Annotated in this window: 17 protein-coding genes and 1 pseudogene; 6 read left to right on the top strand and 12 right to left on the bottom strand. The window is 62.1% G+C overall.

Features of this window, described 5'->3' with window-relative positions:
* Positions 1-60 precede the first annotated feature (60 nt).
* The 3 genes from rbsK to AB5I78_RS14580 are packed head-to-tail and all read left to right on the top strand — an operon-like array spanning position 61 to position 3,397.
* Positions 61-981: a ribokinase gene (gene rbsK, locus AB5I78_RS14590; RefSeq protein WP_242196619.1), complete on the top strand. Its 921-nt coding sequence runs from the start codon at positions 61-63 to the stop codon at positions 979-981.
* 41 nt (positions 982-1,022) lie between these two features.
* Positions 1,023-2,354 carry an L-fucose:H+ symporter permease gene (fucP, locus tag AB5I78_RS14585; protein ID WP_369302875.1) on the top strand — a complete coding sequence of 444 codons (1,332 nt, stop codon included), beginning with the start codon at positions 1,023-1,025 and terminating at the stop codon, positions 2,352-2,354.
* Entirely contained in the window at positions 2,351-3,397 is a 1,047-nt protein-coding gene (locus tag AB5I78_RS14580) for an aldose 1-epimerase family protein (RefSeq protein WP_369302874.1), read from the top strand. Before fucP ends, AB5I78_RS14580 begins: the two co-directional genes overlap by 4 nt.
* Here AB5I78_RS14580 and deoR read toward each other — a convergent pair.
* Positions 3,394-4,152, bottom strand: a complete 759-nt coding sequence (gene deoR / locus AB5I78_RS14575; RefSeq protein ID WP_145160769.1) for a DNA-binding transcriptional repressor DeoR — start codon at positions 4,150-4,152, stop codon at positions 3,394-3,396. The two genes, AB5I78_RS14580 and deoR, sit on opposite strands and share 4 nt — an antisense overlap.
* A 130-nt stretch (positions 4,153-4,282) precedes the next feature.
* Between deoR and deoC the strand changes: the two genes are divergently transcribed.
* Positions 4,283-4,966, top strand: a complete 684-nt coding sequence (deoC, locus tag AB5I78_RS14570; RefSeq protein ID WP_369302873.1) for a deoxyribose-phosphate aldolase — start codon at positions 4,283-4,285, stop codon at positions 4,964-4,966.
* A 54-nt stretch (positions 4,967-5,020) separates the two neighbouring features.
* Here deoC and AB5I78_RS14565 read toward each other — a convergent pair whose 3' ends face one another.
* Positions 5,021-5,383: a winged helix-turn-helix transcriptional regulator gene (locus AB5I78_RS14565; RefSeq protein ID WP_369302872.1), complete on the bottom strand. Its 363-nt coding sequence runs from the start codon at positions 5,381-5,383 to the stop codon at positions 5,021-5,023.
* Between AB5I78_RS14565 and AB5I78_RS14560 the strand changes: the two are divergent.
* Positions 5,367-5,969: pseudogene (locus AB5I78_RS14560) on the top strand (SDR family NAD(P)-dependent oxidoreductase); the annotation flags it as partial. The gene AB5I78_RS14565 and the pseudogene AB5I78_RS14560 overlap by 17 nt on opposite strands.
* A 343-nt stretch (positions 5,970-6,312) precedes the next feature.
* On the opposite strand, the gene AB5I78_RS14555 reads toward AB5I78_RS14560, so the two are convergent.
* The 3 genes from AB5I78_RS14555 to gabT are packed head-to-tail and all read right to left on the bottom strand — an operon-like array spanning position 6,313 to position 8,832.
* Entirely contained in the window at positions 6,313-6,801 is a 489-nt protein-coding gene (locus tag AB5I78_RS14555) for an Lrp/AsnC family transcriptional regulator (protein ID WP_010449292.1), read from the bottom strand.
* 45 nt (positions 6,802-6,846) lie between these two features.
* A complete protein-coding gene (locus AB5I78_RS14550; RefSeq protein ID WP_369302871.1) occupies positions 6,847-7,491 on the bottom strand; it encodes a 2-haloalkanoic acid dehalogenase in 645 nt (214 codons plus the stop codon).
* A 48-nt stretch (positions 7,492-7,539) separates the two neighbouring features.
* Positions 7,540-8,832 carry a 4-aminobutyrate--2-oxoglutarate transaminase gene (gene gabT / locus AB5I78_RS14545; protein ID WP_145160760.1) on the bottom strand — a complete coding sequence of 431 codons (1,293 nt, stop codon included), beginning with the start codon at positions 8,830-8,832 and terminating at the stop codon, positions 7,540-7,542.
* A gap of 194 nt (positions 8,833-9,026) precedes the next feature.
* Between gabT and AB5I78_RS14540 the strand changes: the two genes are divergently transcribed.
* Entirely contained in the window at positions 9,027-9,953 is a 927-nt protein-coding gene (locus tag AB5I78_RS14540; protein WP_145160758.1) for a glyoxylate/hydroxypyruvate reductase A, read from the top strand.
* 315 nt (positions 9,954-10,268) lie between these two features.
* On the opposite strand, the gene AB5I78_RS14535 is transcribed toward AB5I78_RS14540, so the two are convergent.
* The 7 genes from AB5I78_RS14535 to AB5I78_RS14505 form a co-directional block, all read right to left on the bottom strand.
* Positions 10,269-11,354, bottom strand: coding sequence for a tartrate dehydrogenase (locus tag AB5I78_RS14535; protein WP_369302870.1), 1,086 nt, complete (start codon positions 11,352-11,354; stop codon positions 10,269-10,271).
* Positions 11,355-11,374: 20 nt separating this feature from the next.
* Complete coding sequence (locus AB5I78_RS14530; protein WP_369302869.1) at positions 11,375-12,835, bottom strand: NAD-dependent succinate-semialdehyde dehydrogenase; 1,461 nt, start codon at positions 12,833-12,835, stop codon at positions 11,375-11,377.
* A gap of 117 nt (positions 12,836-12,952) precedes the next feature.
* Complete coding sequence (gene argE / locus AB5I78_RS14525) at positions 12,953-14,110, bottom strand: acetylornithine deacetylase (RefSeq protein WP_369302868.1); 1,158 nt, start codon at positions 14,108-14,110, stop codon at positions 12,953-12,955.
* Positions 14,107-15,261 (bottom strand): NAD(P)/FAD-dependent oxidoreductase, encoded by a 1,155-nt coding sequence (locus tag AB5I78_RS14520; protein ID WP_369302867.1) that lies wholly within the window; start codon positions 15,259-15,261, stop codon positions 14,107-14,109. The genes argE and AB5I78_RS14520 overlap by 4 nt, the downstream gene beginning before the upstream one ends.
* Positions 15,258-16,637 (bottom strand): FAD-dependent oxidoreductase, encoded by a 1,380-nt coding sequence (locus AB5I78_RS14515; protein ID WP_369302866.1) that lies wholly within the window; start codon positions 16,635-16,637, stop codon positions 15,258-15,260. Before AB5I78_RS14515 ends, AB5I78_RS14520 begins: the two co-directional genes overlap by 4 nt.
* The gene (locus AB5I78_RS14510; RefSeq protein WP_076014590.1) at positions 16,619-16,927 is read right to left on the bottom strand and encodes a (2Fe-2S)-binding protein; all 309 of its coding nucleotides are present in this window, start codon (positions 16,925-16,927) and stop codon (positions 16,619-16,621) included. Before AB5I78_RS14510 ends, AB5I78_RS14515 begins: the two co-directional genes overlap by 19 nt.
* Positions 16,924-18,765, bottom strand: coding sequence for an ABC transporter ATP-binding protein (locus AB5I78_RS14505; RefSeq protein ID WP_369302865.1), 1,842 nt, complete (start codon positions 18,763-18,765; stop codon positions 16,924-16,926). Before AB5I78_RS14505 ends, AB5I78_RS14510 begins: the two co-directional genes overlap by 4 nt.
* Position 18,766 lies beyond the last annotated feature (1 nt).

Raw genomic sequence — 18,766 nt, 5'->3', positions numbered from 1 at the left:
AAATAACAAAACAAAAGCGCCACGACCTGCCTGGTCGTGCTGCAACAAGGTGGAAGAGCAATGAGCAAGATCGCAGTCATCGGCAGCAATATGGTGGATCTGATTACCTACATCGACCGCATGCCGGCCCAGGGCGAAACCCTCGAAGCGCCGGGGTTTGCCCTCGGGTGTGGCGGCAAGGGCGCCAACCAGGCGGTGGCGGCAGCCAAGCTTGGGGCCGATGTGTTGATGCTGAGCAAGGTCGGCGACGACATGTTTGCCGACAACACCCTGGCCAACTTCCAGCGCTTTGGCATCGACACCCGTTATGTGCAACGGGTGCCTGGTGTTTCCAGTGGTGTGGCGCCGATTTTTGTACGGGCCGACTCCCACAACAGCATCTTGATCGTCAAAGGCGCCAATGCATATTTGTCGCCGGCGGACATCGAGGCGGCGGCGGCTGATTTGCGTGACTGCACGCTGATTGTGTTGCAGTTGGAGATCAACCTGCAGACGGTCTACTACGCCATCGAATTCGCCCACCGACATGGCATTGCCGTGCTGCTCAATCCAGCGCCGGCGCTGCCTGGTCTGGAGGCCGATTACCTGGCAAAACTGGACTTTCTGATCCCTAACGAGTCGGAGCTGGCGCTGATCACCGGCCTGACCGTCGACTCACCGGATTCGGCCCGCGTCGCCGCGCAAACCCTGGTGGCCAGCGGCATTCGCCACGTCATCGTCACGCTCGGCGAGCAGGGGGCGTTGTACGTAGGCGAGGAGGGCACATTCCAGGTGCCGGGCCAGCGGGTTGTCGCCCGTGACACCACCGGTGCCGGCGACGCCTTTATCGGGTGTTTCATTCAGCACTGGACCCTTGACGGCGATATTCGTCATGCCATGGAGCAGGCCGTGGCGTATTCCGCGTGCTCGGTGACGGCGCTGGGTACGCAGACCTCCTATCCCGACAGCGAAGCGTTCACGCGCTTCCAGCAACAGCGCTAAGCCGTCTAACTCGGCTCCTTAATCCAGCCCGGAGAACAATAATGAACAAACCTGCGCTGCAACAGACACCCGATGGGTTCTACCTGAACCGCACGCCCTGGTTCGCGTTTATTCTGCTGTGCAGCATCTTCGCGTTGTGGGCCGCGGCGGCGAGCATGAACGACGTGCTGATCGCACACTTCAAGAAAGCGTTTTTGCTCAGCGATTTCCAGACCGCCTTTGTGCAATCGGCGTTTTACCTGGGCTACTTTTTTGTGGCGATTCCGGCAGCGATGGTGGTGCGCCGCCTGAGCTACAAAAGTACGATCCTGATCGGCCTGTCGTTGTACATGCTGGGCTGTTTGCTGTTTTTCCCGGCGGCGTCGACGGCCAAGTACGGCATGTTCCTGCTGGCGCTGTTTGTGATCGCGGCCGGGCTGTCGTTCCTGGAAACCGCGTGCAACACCTACTCGACGTTGATGGGCCCACGGGAAACCGGGACGCGGCGCTTGAACATCTCGCAGACCTTTCACCCGTTCGGCGCCATGGCCGGGGTTTACGTGGGCAGCTTTGTGATGTTCAAGGACACCGATGCCACCACTGCACAGCTCAAGCAGATGAGTGCCACCGATGCGGCGGTGCAGCAGTTGCAAATGATCCAGTCCACGCTGTTGCCTTACAAGTGGATGATCGCCGTGCTGGTGTTGATGTTCATCCTGATCGCCATCACCCGTTTCCCGGCCTGCAAAGGCAACGCACCCGTGGACAACACCTCGGGCAGCTTGCGCAAAAGCCTGGCGCGGCTGTGGCGTAACCCGCGGTTTACCTTTGGCGTGCTGGCGCAATTTCTGTATGTGGGCGCACAGGTAGGCGTATGGAGTTTCACCATTCGCCTGGCCATGCAAATGGGCGGCATGAACGAGCGCAGCGCTTCATGGTTTCTGCTGACCACCTTTGCCGCCTACTTTGTCGGCAAGTTGATCGCCAACCTATTGATGCGGCGTCTGCACCCGGCCAAGGTCTTGGCGATCTACGGGGTGCTGTGCATTGTGCTGCTGGCCTACACCATTCTGGTGCCGAATATTTCCGCGGTGTACGCCGCCGTCGGCGTGAGTATTTTTCTCGGTCCGTGCTGGCCGACCATTTACGGCCTGACCATCGATGGCCTGGGTGAAGACACCGGTGTCGGCGGTTCATTGCTGGTGATGAGCATTGTTGGCGGCGGGGTAATTCCGATCTTCCAGGGCCTGTTGTCCGACGCCAGCGGTGGCAATATGCAGCTGGCCTACAGCGTGCCGCTGCTGTGCTTTATCGTGATTGTGATGTACGCGGTCAAATGCCTTCGCCAGCCGGGCGCGTTGCCCTCAAATGCAGCCGCGGCGGTGGCCTCATGAATACGCGTATCCCGTTGTACCGGGCGGTGTTTGCCGAGCAGGAAAGGGTGCTTTTGCAGTCTGAGGATTTCAAGGTCAGCGCCTGGACTTATCCGTCCGGCGTGCTGGCGGTGAGCATGGAGAACAGCCGTGGACGTCTGGTCGTGTTGCCGTATCAAGGGCAGATGATCTGGTCGGCCGTATTTGACGGCTGCGACCTGACCATGCGCAACCTGTTCGACGAGCCCCGGCCAAGCCCGACGGTCATCGACACTTACGGCTGCTTCATGTTTCACAGTGGCCTGTTGCGCAACGGATGCCCAGCGCCGGATGACACGCATGCCTTGCACGGCGAAATGCCCTGCGCGCCCATGGACACGGCCTGGCTGGAACTCGGCGAGGGCTTTATGCGCCTGGGCGGCTCGTATCAATACGCCAAGGGATTCGGCGATCGCTACCGGGCGAGCCCCAGTGTGACGCTGCGCGCCGACTCAGCCTTGTTCGATATCGACATGGACGTGACGAACCTGGCCGGCAAGCCGATGGACCTGATGTACATGGCCCACATGAACTACGCATACGTGGACGGCGCGCGATTCGTCGAGCCACTGGGCATGCAGCGCCTGCGCCTGCGCACCAGTGTGCCGGACCACGTCAAGCCGACGCCGGACTGGAGCGCCTACATGGCGCAACTGGCCGAGCATCCAACCCAGTTGGCCAGCCTCGACACGCCTGCGCTGTACGACCCTGAGGTCGTGTTTTTCTTCGACGACGTGGGCACAGACGCCACGGGCTATGCGCATTTTTTGCTGGACCATCCGGCGGGCACGGCGTTCTACACCCGTTACCGCCCCGAACAATTCGCGCACGCGGCACGCTGGATTCTGTACACGCCGGATCAGCAAGTGGCGGCGTTCGTGCTGCCATCGACCTGCGAACCCGAGGGCTATAACGCCGAGAAAGCCAAAGGCCACGTGCGCTGCCTGGCGGCCGGGGCCAGCGCCTCGTTCAGCGTGACCACCGGTTACTTGAATGCGCAGGAACGCCAGACATTATTGGGTTAGATCAGCAGCTGCGCGCCGCTGGCCTGGATGACTTCTTTATAGGCGCGCGGGATTTTCTTGTCGCTGACCACGTACTGGAAGTCTTCCAGGTTGGCGAAGTGAGCGGTGCGCACCGTGTCGAACTTGCTGAAGTCGGCCAGCAACACGCGTTGCTGGGCCTGGCGCAGAACCTTTTGTTTGACCTCGACTTCATTGAAGTTGAAGCACGTCACGCCGAACGCCTGGCTGACGCCGGCGGCAGTCACGAAGGCCCAGGTCAGGCGCACGCTGTCGAGGATGCTGCTCTCGGCGCTGCTTTCAAAGACCTGGTTCTTGCGGTGAAAAGTACCGCCGCACAGCACGATGTGGCAGTTGGCTTTGTTCTGCAGCCTGAGCAGCACGTTCAACGAACTGCACACGGCGGTGAACTCCAACTCATCGGGGATGAAATCAATGACAAAGGGCGAGGTGGTGCCGCAGTCGAAAAACACCGTGTCGCCGGGCTGTATCAGCCGCGCAGCGAGTTTGCCGATACGGCGTTTCTCTTCGACGTGGCGCGTGTCCTGGTCGGCTACGCGGTAATCGCTGGCCTCGCTGCTGACCCGGGTGATGTAGCCGCCCAACAGGCGCACATGCTCGGAGAAGTGGTTGAGGTCGCGGCGCAGGGTCATCTCGGACACCTCCAGCAGCGCAGCCATTTCCCGCAGGTGGATGGCGTTCTGGTCCTGCAAAGCTTGTTGGATAAGCTTGAGTCGCTCGGCTTTTTTACTGTCCACGCGTATTCCAGGGCTTGATTGTTGGTGTTAGATAAGTAACATTTAATGATATTATTGTAACGTATAAATGTGGGCATTGTGACAACCGCGTCCCACGATCATTGGCAACATACAGGCAAGGGCACGTTAAATGAACTCTCTTCAACCCGCAGCATTGGCCAAGTACATCGATCACACCTTACTGGCGCCCGACGCCTCCCGTGAGCAAATCCGCACCTTGTGCGAGGAGGCCATGGAGCACGGTTTTTATTCAGTGTGCCTGAACTCCGCGCAAGTGCCTTACGCCGCCTCATGCCTGACTGACACGAACGTGGTGATCTGTGCGGTGGTGGGCTTTCCACTGGGCGCCGGCTTGAGCGACACCAAGGCCTTTGAAGCTGAACGGGCGATTGCCGCCGGGGCAGGGGAGATCGACATGGTGCTCAATATTGGCTGGCTGAAAGAAGGGCTGCTCGAGGCGGTGCGTGAAGACATCGCCGCGGTCCACAGGGCCTGCGGCGCCGTGCCGTTGAAGGTCATCCTGGAAACCTGCCTGTTGAACGACGAACAGAAAGTCCAGGCGTGTGAAATCTGCCGGGACCTGGGTGTGGCCTTCGTCAAGACGTCCACCGGGTTCAGCCGTAGCGGCGCGACAGCAGAAGACGTGGCGCTGATGCGCAAAACCGTGGGCGCCGGCGTTGGCGTAAAAGCATCCGGCGGCGTGCGTGATTATCCGACGGCGGTGAAGATGATTGAGGCCGGGGCTACACGCCTGGGCAGCAGTTCGGGGATTGCGATAGTCGGTGGGGCAACGACGGCGTCGAGCGGTTATTGAATGGTTTAAATATAACTCAACTAAATATCTATTTAGTTGAGTTATGCGTTTTAGTTATATTGAGGGGCGACTTTCAAGACAGGCGAGGGCAGCCATTCGACGCTCGCTGATGCGTTCAACCGCGTCCATGTGTTCTGTTCCCCACACACACAGCGCCCCCAGTGCCGTGGCCAGCGAGCGCCCGAACGGCGTCAGCGAGTATTCAACCTTCGGCGGGATTTCCTGATAGTCGACGCGCGCGATGATCTCATCACGCTCCAGCTCCTTGAGTTGCTGGATAAGTACCTTATCAGTCACGCCACCGATCGCACGCCGTAGCTCACCATAGCGGTGAACGTTCTTTGCCAGATGATAAAGAACCAACGGCTTCCATTTCCCGCCAATCACCGCCAGGGCCGCAATCGGCCCTGAAGCCATTGCCATTCAGGGCGATATTTCAAACCTGGACGACCTGGATCGCATCTTCACATAAGTCAAAGCTGCAAAAGGCCGAATTGACGTGTTGTTCGCCAATGCGGGCCTGGGGGATTTCCAGCCGATTGGATCGATCACGGAGGAATCGTTTGACCGTACGTTCGGCATCAACGTCAAAGGCACCTTGTTCACCGTGCAAAAGGCCTTGGCATTGATGGGCGCCGGAGGCTCGGTAATCTTGACGGGTTCAACCACAGGCACCATGGGCACACCAGCGTTCAGCGTGTATAGCGCCACTAAGGCCGCGCTGCGTAATTTCGCCAGAAGCTGGGCGCTGGACCTCAAAGGCACCGGCATTCGCGTCAACGTACTTTCGCCCGGACCGATCGCGACGCCTGGCCTGGACCTGGCGTTGTCAGGCACTGGTCAGAAGGATGCGATCATTGACGGCATGACTGCACAGGTTCCCCTGGGGCGCATCGGCCAGGCAGAAGAAGTTGCGGCTGCAGCGTTATTTCTGGCATCGGATGAAAGCAGCTTCATGACCGGCAGTGAAATGTTCGTGGATGGAGGGTTTGCTCAGGTTTGAAGCCAATAGGGGTTTTGCCCGTTGAAATCTGACGGGCACTGCCCCTGATTATGTAACATGATATTACGCATAATGTATATTATGTTAAATTATATGTCATGCCTTGTGAGTCTCTGCGTCGGCGTGCCCCCTATGCCGCAGTCCGACGCTGGTTAGCTTGTGACTTTGATAAGGCCACGGACAATATGCGTAACGCGGGTCGAGCCCTTCATGAGTTGGAAAGCCTGCGTTGCGCTTCGGCTCATTGGCTTCAGTCGAAATGCAGTCGATCGGTGGTGCAACGCCAATCCCCACACCGCCTCCTCATCGGCAGTGCAGGTGACTTGGCAAGCTGGAGGTGACTTCAGTGGCGCAGCAGTTTGCGCAGGGGCACGCCGTCCTTGAGCACGGGCGACTTGATGACGATATAGCTGAAATACTTGGAGATACCAATGTTCTTGTCCAGCAGGCTCTCCACCACTTCCTGGTAATGCTGGATGCTGCGGGTCATGAAGCGCACCAGGTAGTCGTAACCACCACTGATCAGGTGGCATTCGAGCACTTCGTCTACCAGGCGGATATTGGATTCGAACTTGGCGAAGTCTTCGCGTTTATGGTCGCTGAGGGTGATCTCGGTGAACACCGTGACCGAATCGGTAATCTTGGCCAGGTTCAAGTGCGCCTTGTAGCTGGAAATATACCCCGCCGACTCCAACCGCTTGACCCGTTGCAAACACGGGCTGGCAGACAAGCCCACGGCGTCGGCGAGACTGACATTGGTCATCCGGCCGTCCTTTTGCAGTTCAACCAGAATACTGATATCGATCCGGTCCAGTTTCACTTGCCCTTCCATTGCGTACCTCTTGACTGCCGTTTGTAAGACAATCTTCTAGCAAAATCAGCGCCGTAAAGACAGCTGATGCTGAGCCACCAGATCCGCCATGCTGCTGATGCAGTAATCCGCCGCGCACCGCGAAGGCTGCCGGGGCCGCTGGCGGCCGATCAAACAGCGGTCCAGCCTCCCGTGCGCCGCGACCGACGGTCGTGTCACATGCAGCACGGGATGCACATCCTCCGCTTGCTCGCTGAGCCATTGCAGGTCATCGGCCAGGGAAATGAAATCTTCCGGTGCAATACCCAGCCGCTCACACAACACACCACGATCCTCTGCGTCACGGTCGCCACGCACCAGTAGCCGATAGAACTTGCGCAAATACAGCATAGCCCCCGGTGCATCCTCGAACAGCGCCCAACTGCCGACGCTGCGGGCAAAGCTCATGCCCTCCTCCCAACTGGCGTGGAGCCCCCAGCGTTCGGCGAGTTGGCGGTGGGCAAAACACAGCAGGCCACTGAAGCCCAACTCGGCGAAGCGCGGGTAGAGATTCGCGACCACCGTGTTGTACTCGGCCAGCACCTGCTCCCTGGGCGGCTGCCCGCTACGGCTGTCGAGCAGCGGTTGCAAGGCGGCCAACACACCCGAGTCGCGGTCCACCAGCACTTCATCGCAATCGATCAGCAGCGCTCGATAATCTGTCAGTCCCATGTGGGGTCAAGTCTCCAATGATGCAGTCCACCCTGAACAAGCACAGGCTCAGTTCAAGACCCGTGCCAAGGCGCCGTCGAGTATCTGCAAGGCTTCGTCGACCTGGGCCTCGGTGGCCACCAACGGCGCGAGAAAGCGCAGCACGTTGCGATGCACGCCGCATTTGATCACCAGCAACCCGCCAGCGCGGACTTCATCGATCAGCCGTTGGTTGAGGTCGGCATCCGGCGTGCGCGCCGGGTCATCCTGGATCAGCTCGATCGCCAACATGAAGCCGGTGCCGCGCACATCCCCGATACGCGGGTAGCGCGCCTGCAAACCAAGCAGGCCTCGGCGCAGGCGTTCGCCCAGCCGTTGGCCGCGTTCGAGCAGTTGCTCCTGCTCGAACGCGCTGATCACCGCCAGTGCCGCCGCGCACGCCAACGCATTACCGCCGTAGGTTCCGCCCAGGCCGCCAGGCAGCGGTGCATCCATGATGTGCGCCTTGCCGACTACACCGGACAACGGCAAGCCACCGGCCAGGCTCTTGGCCACGGTGACCAGGTCAGGCTGGATGCCCGCATGCTGGTAGCCGAACCAGGTCCCGGTACGGCCGAAACCGGTCTGAATCTCATCCAGGATCAACACGATGCCGTGCTTGTCCGCCAACGCTCGCAGTGCCTGGAGAAACTCCACAGGCGCGGCAAGGAAGCCGCCGTCACCCTGCACCGGTTCGATGATGATTGCCGCGATCCTCTCTGGCGCCACCTGGGTCGCCAGCAGTTCATCCAGGGCTTTGAGTGCCAGCTCGCTGGTCACCCCGCGATAAGCATTCGGATACGGCGTGTGGAACACCTCCGGTGCAAACGGCCCGAAGTTCTGTTTGTAGGGTTGGCTCATACCGGTGAGCGTGGTGCCAAGCAGCGTACGACCATGGAAGCCGCCCCGAAAGGCGATCACCGCCGAGCGATTGGTGTGGGCGCGGGCGATCTTCACCGCATTTTCCACAGCCTCGGCGCCGGAGGTGAAAAAGGCGGCCTTATAGGCTTCCTGCCCGCCGACCATTTCGCACAGCCGCTGTGCCAGGTCGAGGTATGGCTGGTAGGCCACCACCTGGAAGCAGGCGTGGGAGACCTTCTGCAACTGGGCCTGCACCGCAGCCACCACCTTGGGATGGTTATGCCCGATGTTCAGCACGCCGATCCCGCCGACGAAGTCCAGGTAACGCTTGCCATCCACGTCCCACAACTCGGCGCCCTGGGCACGGTCAATCACCAGCGGGTGAGCGGTCACCAGGCCACGGGGAACGAATTGATCGCGCTGACGGAGCAAATGAGGGGTTTCGTCGACCTTGCTATTCATGGCAGTTCCCATCGTGAATGCAGCAACCCGGAAAGTGGTTGCGATGTGGTTCAGAGTAAGGCTTGCAGGCAACCAACTACGCCGAACTTGGCCCGTGAGAAATTCGGATCGACTGTTTTGCCCCCACCTTTCAACAGATCCTGCGCCGGGCTTGGGGGATGATGAGGGCTACCCAAACCCTGCAGGAAATGCCCATGGCCTTGCTCTACAAAGCTGACCCGGTGCGCGGCCAACATTGGCAGGCACTGTTCGCCGCACACGCGCCGCAGATTGAATGGCGCGCCTGGCCCGACATCGGTAATGCCGAAGACGTGGACTACCTGGCCGCCTGGCAGGCGCCCGACAACCTAATGCAATTACTGCCCAACCTGAAAGTGCTGTTTGCTTTGTCGGCCGGGGTCGACCAACTGGACCTCTCCCGCCTCCCGCCCGGCCTGCCCGTGGTGCGCCTGCTCGACCCGGGCATCACCCGCGGCATGTGCGAATACGCCAGTTGGGCGGTGCTCAGCCTGCACCGCGATATGTTGCGCTACCGCCAGCAGCAAGCAGCGCGCTGCTGGCAGGCACACCTGTTGCAACCGGCCGTGAATCGCAGGGTCGGCGTGATGGGCTTGGGCACCCAGGCCCAGCAGATTCTGGCAACGTTGGCGCCGTTGGGGTTTGCGCTGTCGGGCTGGGCGCGCAGTGCTCATCAGTTGCCAGGTGTGGACTGCTACGCCGGTGAACACCAATTGCCGTCGTTTCTCAGCCAGTGCGATATTCTGTTGTGTGTGCTGCCGTTGACCGAGCAGACCCAAGGCATTCTCGACCGGCAGCTGTTTGCACAGTTACCGCGTGGGGCGGCGCTGATCAACATGGGCCGTGGCGGGCACCTGGTGGAGGAAGACTTGCTGGAGGCATTGGGCAGTGGGCAACTGAGCGGTGCAGTGCTGGATGTGCTGCAGGAGGAACCTGCGCCAGCGGATCATCGATTCTGGGATCACCCGCAGATTGTGCTGACGCCCCATATCGCAGCGATGACCCAGCCGGCGAGTGCGTTTGGGGTGTTGCTGGAGAATATCCGGCGTTATGAACGTGGGGAACAGATGGTGGGTGAGGTGGATCGGCGCAAGGGTTATTGACGCGTGGAGATCCAAATGCGGGAGCACCTGTCTTGATGTGGGAGCCGTGGAGCTTTAGCGAGGCCGCGATAGCGGTGGGTCACGCAATATCGATGTCGATTGTGCCGACGTCATCGCAGCTTCGCTGGGGCTCGGCAGCTGCTACGGTGTTAGTGCCAGGCCGCGCTCCTCCAGCCACCGCACAAAACTGTTCAAACTCTGCGACGCCGTGCCCCGGCGCCAGATCAACCGAATGCGGGGTGTCAGTTAAAGATATTTCAACTGCCCCCTGCATTCGCGAGCAAGCCCGCTCCCACATTTTCGAGCTTGCTCGCTTTAGATCTGAAGCCTTTGGGCAATCGCCAGCCCGACATCCTGAGTAGAGCCCTTCCCGCCCAGATCTGGCGTCACCACGCCCTCGGCAATGACCGCCTCAATCGCCCGCAGGATCCCGTCATGGGCCGCCCGATACCGCGCCTCCCCATTGCCAAGGAAATCCAGCATCAACGCCCCCGACCAGATCATCGCTATGGGATTTGCAATGTTCTGCCCATAAATATCCGGGGCCGAACCGTGCACCGGCTCGAACAACGACGGAAAGCGCCGCTCGGGGTCGAGGTTGGCCGACGGCGCAATACCGATCGTCCCGGCGCACGCCGGCCCGAGGTCGGAGAGGATGTCGCCGAACAGGTTCGATGCCACCACCACATCAAACCGGTCCGGTTGCAGCACAAACCGCGCGCACAGGATGTCGATGTGCTGCTTGTCCCAGCTCACTTCGGGGTAGTTGGCGGCCATCAATGCGGTGCGCTCATCCCAGTAGGGCATGCTGATGGAAATGCCATTGGACTTGGTCGCCGCCGTGAGCTTCTTGCGCGGGCGGGACTGGGCCAGGTCGAAGGCAAACTTGAGGATGCGGTCGACGCCGCGCCGCGTGAATACCGACTCCTGCAGCACGAATTCATGCTCGGTGCCCTCGAACATCTTGCCGCCCACTGACGAATATTCGCCCTCGGTGTTTTCGCGGATCACCACAAAATCGATGTCCCCCGGCTTGCGCCCGGCCAAGGGGCACGGCACCCCAGGGAACAGCCGCACCGGGCGGATGTTCACGTACTGGTCGAAGTCGCGGCGGAACTTGAGCAACGAGCCCCACAGGGAAATATGGTCGGGCACCTTGCCCGGCCAGCCTACGGCGCCGAAGTAAATCGCGTCAAAGCCCTTGAGCTGCTCAAACCAGTCCTCAGGCATCATCTGCCCGTGCTCCAGGTAGTAATCGCAGTGGGCCCAGTCGAGCACCTCGATGCTCAGGTTCAAGTTCCAGAGACTGGCCGCCCGTTCCAGTACCCGCAGCCCTTCGGGCAGCACTTCCTTGCCAATGCCATCGCCGGCAATCGCGGCGATTCTGAATGCCTTGCTCATGGTGCATGGCTCGTGGGAATTCAGTTGAGCCCGCCGATGTGGAAGGCTTTGACTTCAAGGTACTCATCCAGGCCATATTTGCTGCCTTCACGGCCCAGGCCCGATTGTTTGATACCGCCAAACGGCGCCACTTCCATGGAGATGATCCCGGTGTTGAGCCCGACCATGCCGAACTCCAACGCCTCGCCAAAACGCCACGAGCGCTGCAGGTCCTGGGTGAAATAGTAGGCGCCCAGGCCATACGGCGTGGCATTGGCCAGGGCCAGCGCCTCGGCTTCATCCGTAAAGCGCATCAGCGGGGCCACCGGGCCGAAGGTTTCTTCATTGGCCAGCAACATGCCGGCGTGGGTGTCACTCAGCACCGTGGGCTGCACAAACTGGCTGTCACCCTTGGGGATCGCGCCACACAACAGCTTCGCGCCCTGGCTCAGGGCATCGTCGATATGCCGTGCGACCTTGTTCACCGCCGCCGGGTTGATCAGCGGGCCGATGGTCACGCCCTCCTCCAGACCGTTACCGACCTTGAGCTTGCTCACCTCCTCCACCAGGCGCGCGGCGAAACGCGCGTAGATACCGGCCTGTACCAGGATGCGGTTGGCGCACACGCAGGTTTGCCCGGCATTGCGGAACTTGCTGAGCATCACCCCGGCCACGGCCTTCTCCAGGTCGGCGTCGTCAAATACGACAAACGGCGCATTGCCGCCCAGCTCCAGGCTCAGGCGCTTGATGTGCTCGGCGCTCTGGCGCATCAGCAAGCGGCCAACGGCGGTGGAACCGGTAAAGGAGATCTTGCGCACCGCCGGGTTGCCGGTCAGCGCCTCGCCGATGCCGGCAGGCAACCCGGTGATCACGTTGAACACCCCGGCCGGAATGCCGACTCGCTCAGCCAGCACCGCCAGGGCCAATGCCGACAACGGGGTAAGGTCCGACGGCTTGACGATGATCGGGCAACCAGCGGCTAACGCCGGTGCGCATTTGCGGGTGATCATCGCGTTGGGGAAGTTCCACGGCGTAATGGCAGCGCACACGCCCACCGGCTGCTTGAGGGTCAGCAGGCGTCGGTCGCCGCTGGGCGCCGGCATGGTTTCGCCATAGACCCGGCGCGCTTCCTCGGCGAACCATTTGACGAAACCGGCACCGTAGCGAATCTCGCCCTTGGCTTCAGCGAGCGGCTTGCCCTGTTCCCAGGTCATGATCAGCGCCAGGTCATCGAGGTTGTCGAGCATGGCCTGGAACCAACGTTCCAGCAGTGCCGCACGCTCTGCTGCCGGGCGTGCGCGCCAGGCGGGCCAGGCCCTTTCGGCGGCGGCGATGGCGCGGTGGGTATCCACGGCGTCCATGGCCGGCACCCGCGCCAGCAGGTGGCCGGTGGCAGGGTCGTGGATGTCCAGGGTGGCGCCGCTGTCGGCAGCGATCCACTGGCCATCCACATAGGCGAGTTCAGCCAGGAGGCTGGGGTCTTGCAAGCGATTATTGAGCATGGTCGAGTCCTGATCCGAGACACGCTCCAGTCTAGGGAGGTGCCGCGAATCAGGATGCCGAAAGCGCAGCTTAAGCAGCGTCCCGTGCTGAAATTGGCCCCAGGACGGCAGGCTCTGCTAGGCCGTAAGCGAACCCAGCAAACCTTGCAAAAAGCGCTCGCCGGCGTCCATTTGGCTGATCTCGATAAACTCGTCGGGCTTGTGCGCCTGCTCGATCGAACCCGGCCCGCACACCACCACCGGCACATCCAGGCGCTGCTTGAACAGGCCGCCCTCGGTACCGAACGAGACCTTGGAAGTGCCGGTGCCTGGCGCGGCGAATTGCTTGAGAAAACGCACGGCTTCGACGCTGGGGTGGGTGTCGAGGCCGGGATACACATTGACGGTTTCGATTTCGATGGCCGCTACGCTGGACAACTTCTGTGCCTCGCGCACGATCACTTCAGCGCGCTCGCGCATCTGCTCCAGGAATTGCTCCAGATCGTCGGCCGGCAGGTTGCGCACTTCGAAATCCAGGGTGCACAGGTTAGGCACGATATTCAGCGCCTTGCCGCCGACAATCTGCCCTACGTGCACGGTGCTATAGGGCACGTCGTAGTCGCTGTCCTGTGCGCCGTGGCGTTGCAGTTGCTGCTGGCTCTCGCGCAGGGCAGCGATAAAGTCGCACGCCACATGAATCGCATTGACCGAGCGTGGCGCCAGGGACGAATGGGCTTCCTGGCCCCGGCAATACGTGCGGTAAGAGCCCTTGCCCTTGTGGCCCAGCACGAACTGCATATTGGTCGGCTCTCCGATCACGCACAGAAACGGCCGCACCGGCGCCAGGTGCAGCACGTCGAGCAGGCGCCGTACGCCGACGCAACCGATCTCTTCGTCATGGGAAAGGGCCAGTTGCAGCGGGCGGTTCAGGCGGTGGTCGGCGGCATCCAGCATGGCGTCGATGGCCAGGGCGATAAAGCCCTTCATGTCGCAACTGCCGCGCCCATAGATGCGCCCGTTCTGCACGGTGGCGGCGAAGGCGGGAAAGGTCCAGGCCTGCCCCGCTGCCGGTACCACGTCGGTGTGCCCGGACAGCAACACTCCTGGCTGCTCCTTGGGCCCGGTGCTGGCGAACAGGTTGGCCTTCTTGCCGCTCTGGTCTTTGACGATCAGCGACTCGATGCCTTTGGTCAGCAGCAGGTCGCGCACGTAGTCGATCAGGGCCAGGTTGGATTCCGACGACACGGTGTCGAAAGCCATCAGCTGTTTGAGAATCTCGAGAACCCGGGGTTTCATGAGGCTTGGCTCCGTTGCTCGACAGGTGGGGCGAACCGGGTGATGGAGAACGGTTCGATCGGGGTACTGGTGCTCCCGGTGCCAAGCAGTTCGGCCATCACATCGCCGACGCCCGGGCCGAGCTGGAAGCCGTGGCCGCAAAAACCGAAGGCATAAAACAGACCGTCGACGGTGCCGCTGGCGCCCATCACCGGCAGCGAGTCCGGCAGGTAGCCTTCGATGCCGCTCCACACGCGGATGATATTCAGGTTACCCACGCCCGGCAGCAGGCGGCGCATCTGGCTGACTTGGTTGAGGATGCTGCGCGGTTCCACATAGGCACGGCGGTTGAGCATGTCGGGCTTGCTACGGTAACCGCCGCCGATGACGATATTGCCCCGGGGAATCTGACGGAAGTAGATCACTTCTTCCGGGATCTTGGTGTAGACGCCGATCACTGTCGGCAATGCGTAGGGCACCGGCTCGGTCACCGCCATTTGCGGGCCGTGGGTGTCCAGCGGTACCGGTTCACCGAACTGCGCCGAGAGTTTCTGACCCCAGGCGCCGGCGGTGATCAACAGTTGCGCGGCGTGGAACTGGCGACCGTCGGTGGTGGAAACATGAAAGTCAGCGCCGACCTTCTGCACCTCAGCGACTTCAGTGCGTTCTTCAATTTGCGCCCCCAGGCGTCGTGCAGCCCGGGCAAAGGCTGGTGCGGCCAGGCGCGGGTTGGCGTGGCCATCGTGGGGCGCATAGGAGCCGCCCTTGACGTCCGGGCCGAGGAAGCCGAAGCGTTGATGCAGCTCGGCGCCACGATAAATTTTCAGGTCCAGCTGTTCAGCTTCCGGCGCGGTCGCGTAGGCTTCCAGCTCGGCGATTTCATCTTCGCGATAACACACGCGCATGTGGCCACTGGGAATGAACTCCAGGTCATCATCGATCAGTTCCGGCAGGCGCTTCCACAGCGCCCAGGAGCGGTTGGCCAGGGCCAGTTGACCAAGGAAGCGCCCTTGCCGGCGCACGTTGCCGAAGTTGACGCCACTGGCGTACTGGCCGATCTGGTCGCGCTCCAGCAGGATCACCGACAGCCCGCGACGCCGCAGAAAAAACGCGGTGGCCGAGCCCATCACGCCGCCACCGACAATCACTACATCGGCTTTTTGTACACTCATGAAGGCACCTCCTCGGTGATCAGCATCGACAAGGGTTTGACCGGCGCCTGGCCGCGCTGGCGCCCCACCTCCTGGACCTGCACGCCGGCAGCGGCGGCGATCACTTCAGCCCCGGCCTGGGAGCAATAACGCCCCTGGCAACGGCCCATGCCCACGCGGCTGAACGCCTTGGCGCGATTGACCTCGCAGGCGCCCTTCTCCTTCACCGTGCGGCGCAACTCGCCGGCACTGATCATCTCGCAGCGGCACACGATGGCGCTGTCTGGCAGGGCCCTGGCCTGTTCACTGGGCCAAGGGAACGCCTGGGCCAGGCCGAGGCGGAACTGGTCCATCACTGCCAAGGCCTGTTGTTGTTCATCACGCACGCCGGTGTCCACCGGTTGTTGCTGGTCTTCCAGCAGTGCCAACGCCACCAGGCGCCCGGCGTGCTCGGCGGCATCCGCGCCGCGAATCTTCGAACCGTCACCGGCTGCATACACGCCCTTCACCGAGGTGCGTCCGGCGTCATCGGTGGCCAGCCACCATTGGCTGGAGGCTTGATCAAACGCCATGGCGCACCCGGCCAGATCGCCCAATTGCGTCTCGGGGCGCAGGTGATAACCCAGCGCAACGGCGTCCGCCTGCACCGTGACCACCCGCCCACTGCCCGTGGTGAACCGCACGCCCATTACACCCTTGGCGGCGTCGCCCATGACTTGCAGCGGCTTGATCCCCAGGTGCACCGCCACCTTGGCACGGTACAGTTGCGCCAGCAGCTTGATCCCGGTGAACAGCACGCCAGGCCGCGCCAACAGTTTGGGCATGGCTTTCAGGCGCAGGCTCAGTGGCGAGGTATCAAGCACGGCCGCCACCTCGGCGCCGGCCTTCACGTATTGGCTGGCAACCAGGTACAGCAACGGCCCGCTGCCCATGAACACCACGCGATGACCGATGGACACGGCCTGGTTTTTCAAGGCGATCTGCGCCCCGCCCAAGCTATAGGTGCCCGCCAGTTGCCAACCCTCGACAGGCATCAAGCGGTCGGTGGCGCCGGTGCACAGGATCAGTGCGTCATACTCCACGGTGGTATGGCGGCCCTGGCTCACGCAGCACAGTTGCCCCGGCGTGAGGTTCCACACCAGGGTGTCGGGGCGGTAGTCAATGGCGCCGCGCAGGCGATCGAAACTCTGGTGCAGGTCCTGGGCCTTGGCAGCCTCGCTGCCGTACAAGGTGGTGTAGTCGCGGGTGAACCCGTCGGGCTGGCGGCGGTAGATCTGGCCACCGTCACGGCGATTTTCATCAATCAGGATCGGCTTGATACCCGCCGCCAACAGGGTTTCGGCGCAGCGCACCCCGGCAGGTCCGGCGCCCACAATAACTACCCGTGCAGTGGCCATGTCGCCTCCGGTTGTGTGGTAACGATGTCCAGCCCGTCACGGACTTCATTGGAGCAGGCACGCAGGCGTTCACCGCTGCGGGTCCATACCCAGCAGTCCTGGCACGCGCCCATCAGGCAGAAACCGGCGCGGCGCCCGCTGTCGAATTCCGACTGGCGCAGCGCATTGCCCTGGGTCAGCAGCGCCACCATCAAGGTGTCGCCCTGCAAGGCCTCGATGGCTGCACCATCCACGGTCAGGCTGACCGTCGGCCGGCCCTGTTCGGCCAACCTCACAAAACGCCCCTTCATGCATAGGCTCCCAAGCTGGTGGTGGTGACGCCCCGCTGGGTATTCAGCAACTGGGCGCTGTCGTGGTGGCAAAGGATTTCAACGCCGTTGTCGAGGGCTCGGCGACTCGGCGCAGTGCGGTTGCACAGGCCGTCGACGCGTACCGGGCAGCGATTGAGGAAGGTGCACAGCTCCGGCACATTGGCCCGCTCGCCAATCGCTGGCAGCGTTTCGCACGTGGTGCCGCAGGTTTCCAGCCAGCCCTGGCGCAACTCGGGCACCGAGTGAATCAGCAGGTCGGTGTAGGGGTGGAACGGTGGCTCGGCAAACGACTGGCGGTTGCCGGCCTGCACCTTGTGGCCGCTGTACATCACCACAATGTCATCGCACAACGCACGCACGGTGGAGATGTCATGGCTGATAAACAGGTACGACACCCCCAGTTGCTGGCGCAGGTCCCGCAGCAGTTCGAGGATCGCCGCGCCCACCACCGTGTCGAGGGCCGAGGTCACTTCATCACACAGGATCAGGTCGGGCTTGGCCGCCAGCGCGCGGGCCAGATTGACCCGCTGCTTTTGCCCGCCGGACAGCTCGTTGGGACGACGTTCAGCCAGGGTGCGCGGCAGGCGCACCAGGTCCAGCAACTCACCGACGCGCGCCTTCAAGGCAGCGCCCTTGAGACCGAAATACATCTTCAGCGGGCGGCTGAGGATGGTCGCCACGCTGTGCATCGGGTTAAGCGCGGTGTCGGCGTTCTGGAACACCATCTGGATCCGCCGGAACTGCTCCGGCGTGCGCTCAGACAGGTGGCCGCCCAGCGGCTGGCCATCGAACGTCAGCCCCCCCAGGGCCGGGGTCAACAGCCCCGCGACCACGCGCGCCAAGGTGGACTTGCCGGAGCCGGACTCACCGATCACACCGATGGCCTGGCCACGACGCACGGTCAGGTCGATATCTTCCAGCACCCGAATCGCCGGCATGCCTTGCATGTTCTTGTTGCCGTAGCCGGCGGTGAGGCCGCTGATGGTCAGCAGCGGCACGTCTTCGGCAATCCCGCTGGGCGGGCGGATGGTCGTGTCGGGCCGTGCGGCGGCCAGCAAACTGCGGGTGTATTCGTGGGCAGGGGTCTTGAGCAGCGGCGCGGTGGCGCTCTGTTCGAGGATTTGCCCAGCGTTGAGCACCACGATCTGGTCGGCCATTTGCGCAACCACCGCCAGGTCGTGGGACACATACACCGCCGTGGCGCCACGCTCGCGCACCACGCGTTTGAACGCGCGCAACACATCGATCTGGGTAGTCACGTCCAGAGCCGTGGTCGGCTCGTCGAGTACGACCAGCACCGGGTCGCTGATCAGCGCCATCGCCGCCATCACCCGCTGCAGTTGCCCGCCGGAGACTTGATGCGGGTAACGCCGGCCAATGCGTTCGGGATTGGGCAGGGCCAGGTCGCGAAACAAGCCGATGGCCTTGGCTTCCAGCTCGACCCGGGTGCCCAGGCCATGAATCAACGCGCCTTCCACCACTTGGTCGATGAGTTTCTTGGCCGGGTTGAAAGCCGCTGCGGCGCTTTGGGCGATATAGGACACGCGATTGCCGCGCAGGCCCTGCAGCTGTTTTTCGCTCAAGGCAAGCATGTCGTGTTCACCGACCTGCACCACCCCGCCGGACAGGCGACAGCCGCGCCTTGCATAGCCGAGCAACGCCAGGGCGATGGTGGTCTTGCCCGAGCCGGACTCGCCAATCAGCGCCAGCACTTCACCTTTTTCCAGGGAAAAGCTCACGCCCTTGACGATCTCAACCTCACTGCCTTCGTCGCCAGCAACGACACGCAGGTCTTCGACGCGAATCAATTGGGTCATT

This window comes from Pseudomonas sp. N2-3-1-14, assembly GCF_041228395.1.
Classification (GTDB): domain Bacteria; phylum Pseudomonadota; class Gammaproteobacteria; order Pseudomonadales; family Pseudomonadaceae; genus Aquipseudomonas.
The sequence above is the reverse complement of the archived record's forward strand: the minus strand, read 5'-3'. Positions and strand labels throughout refer to the sequence as shown.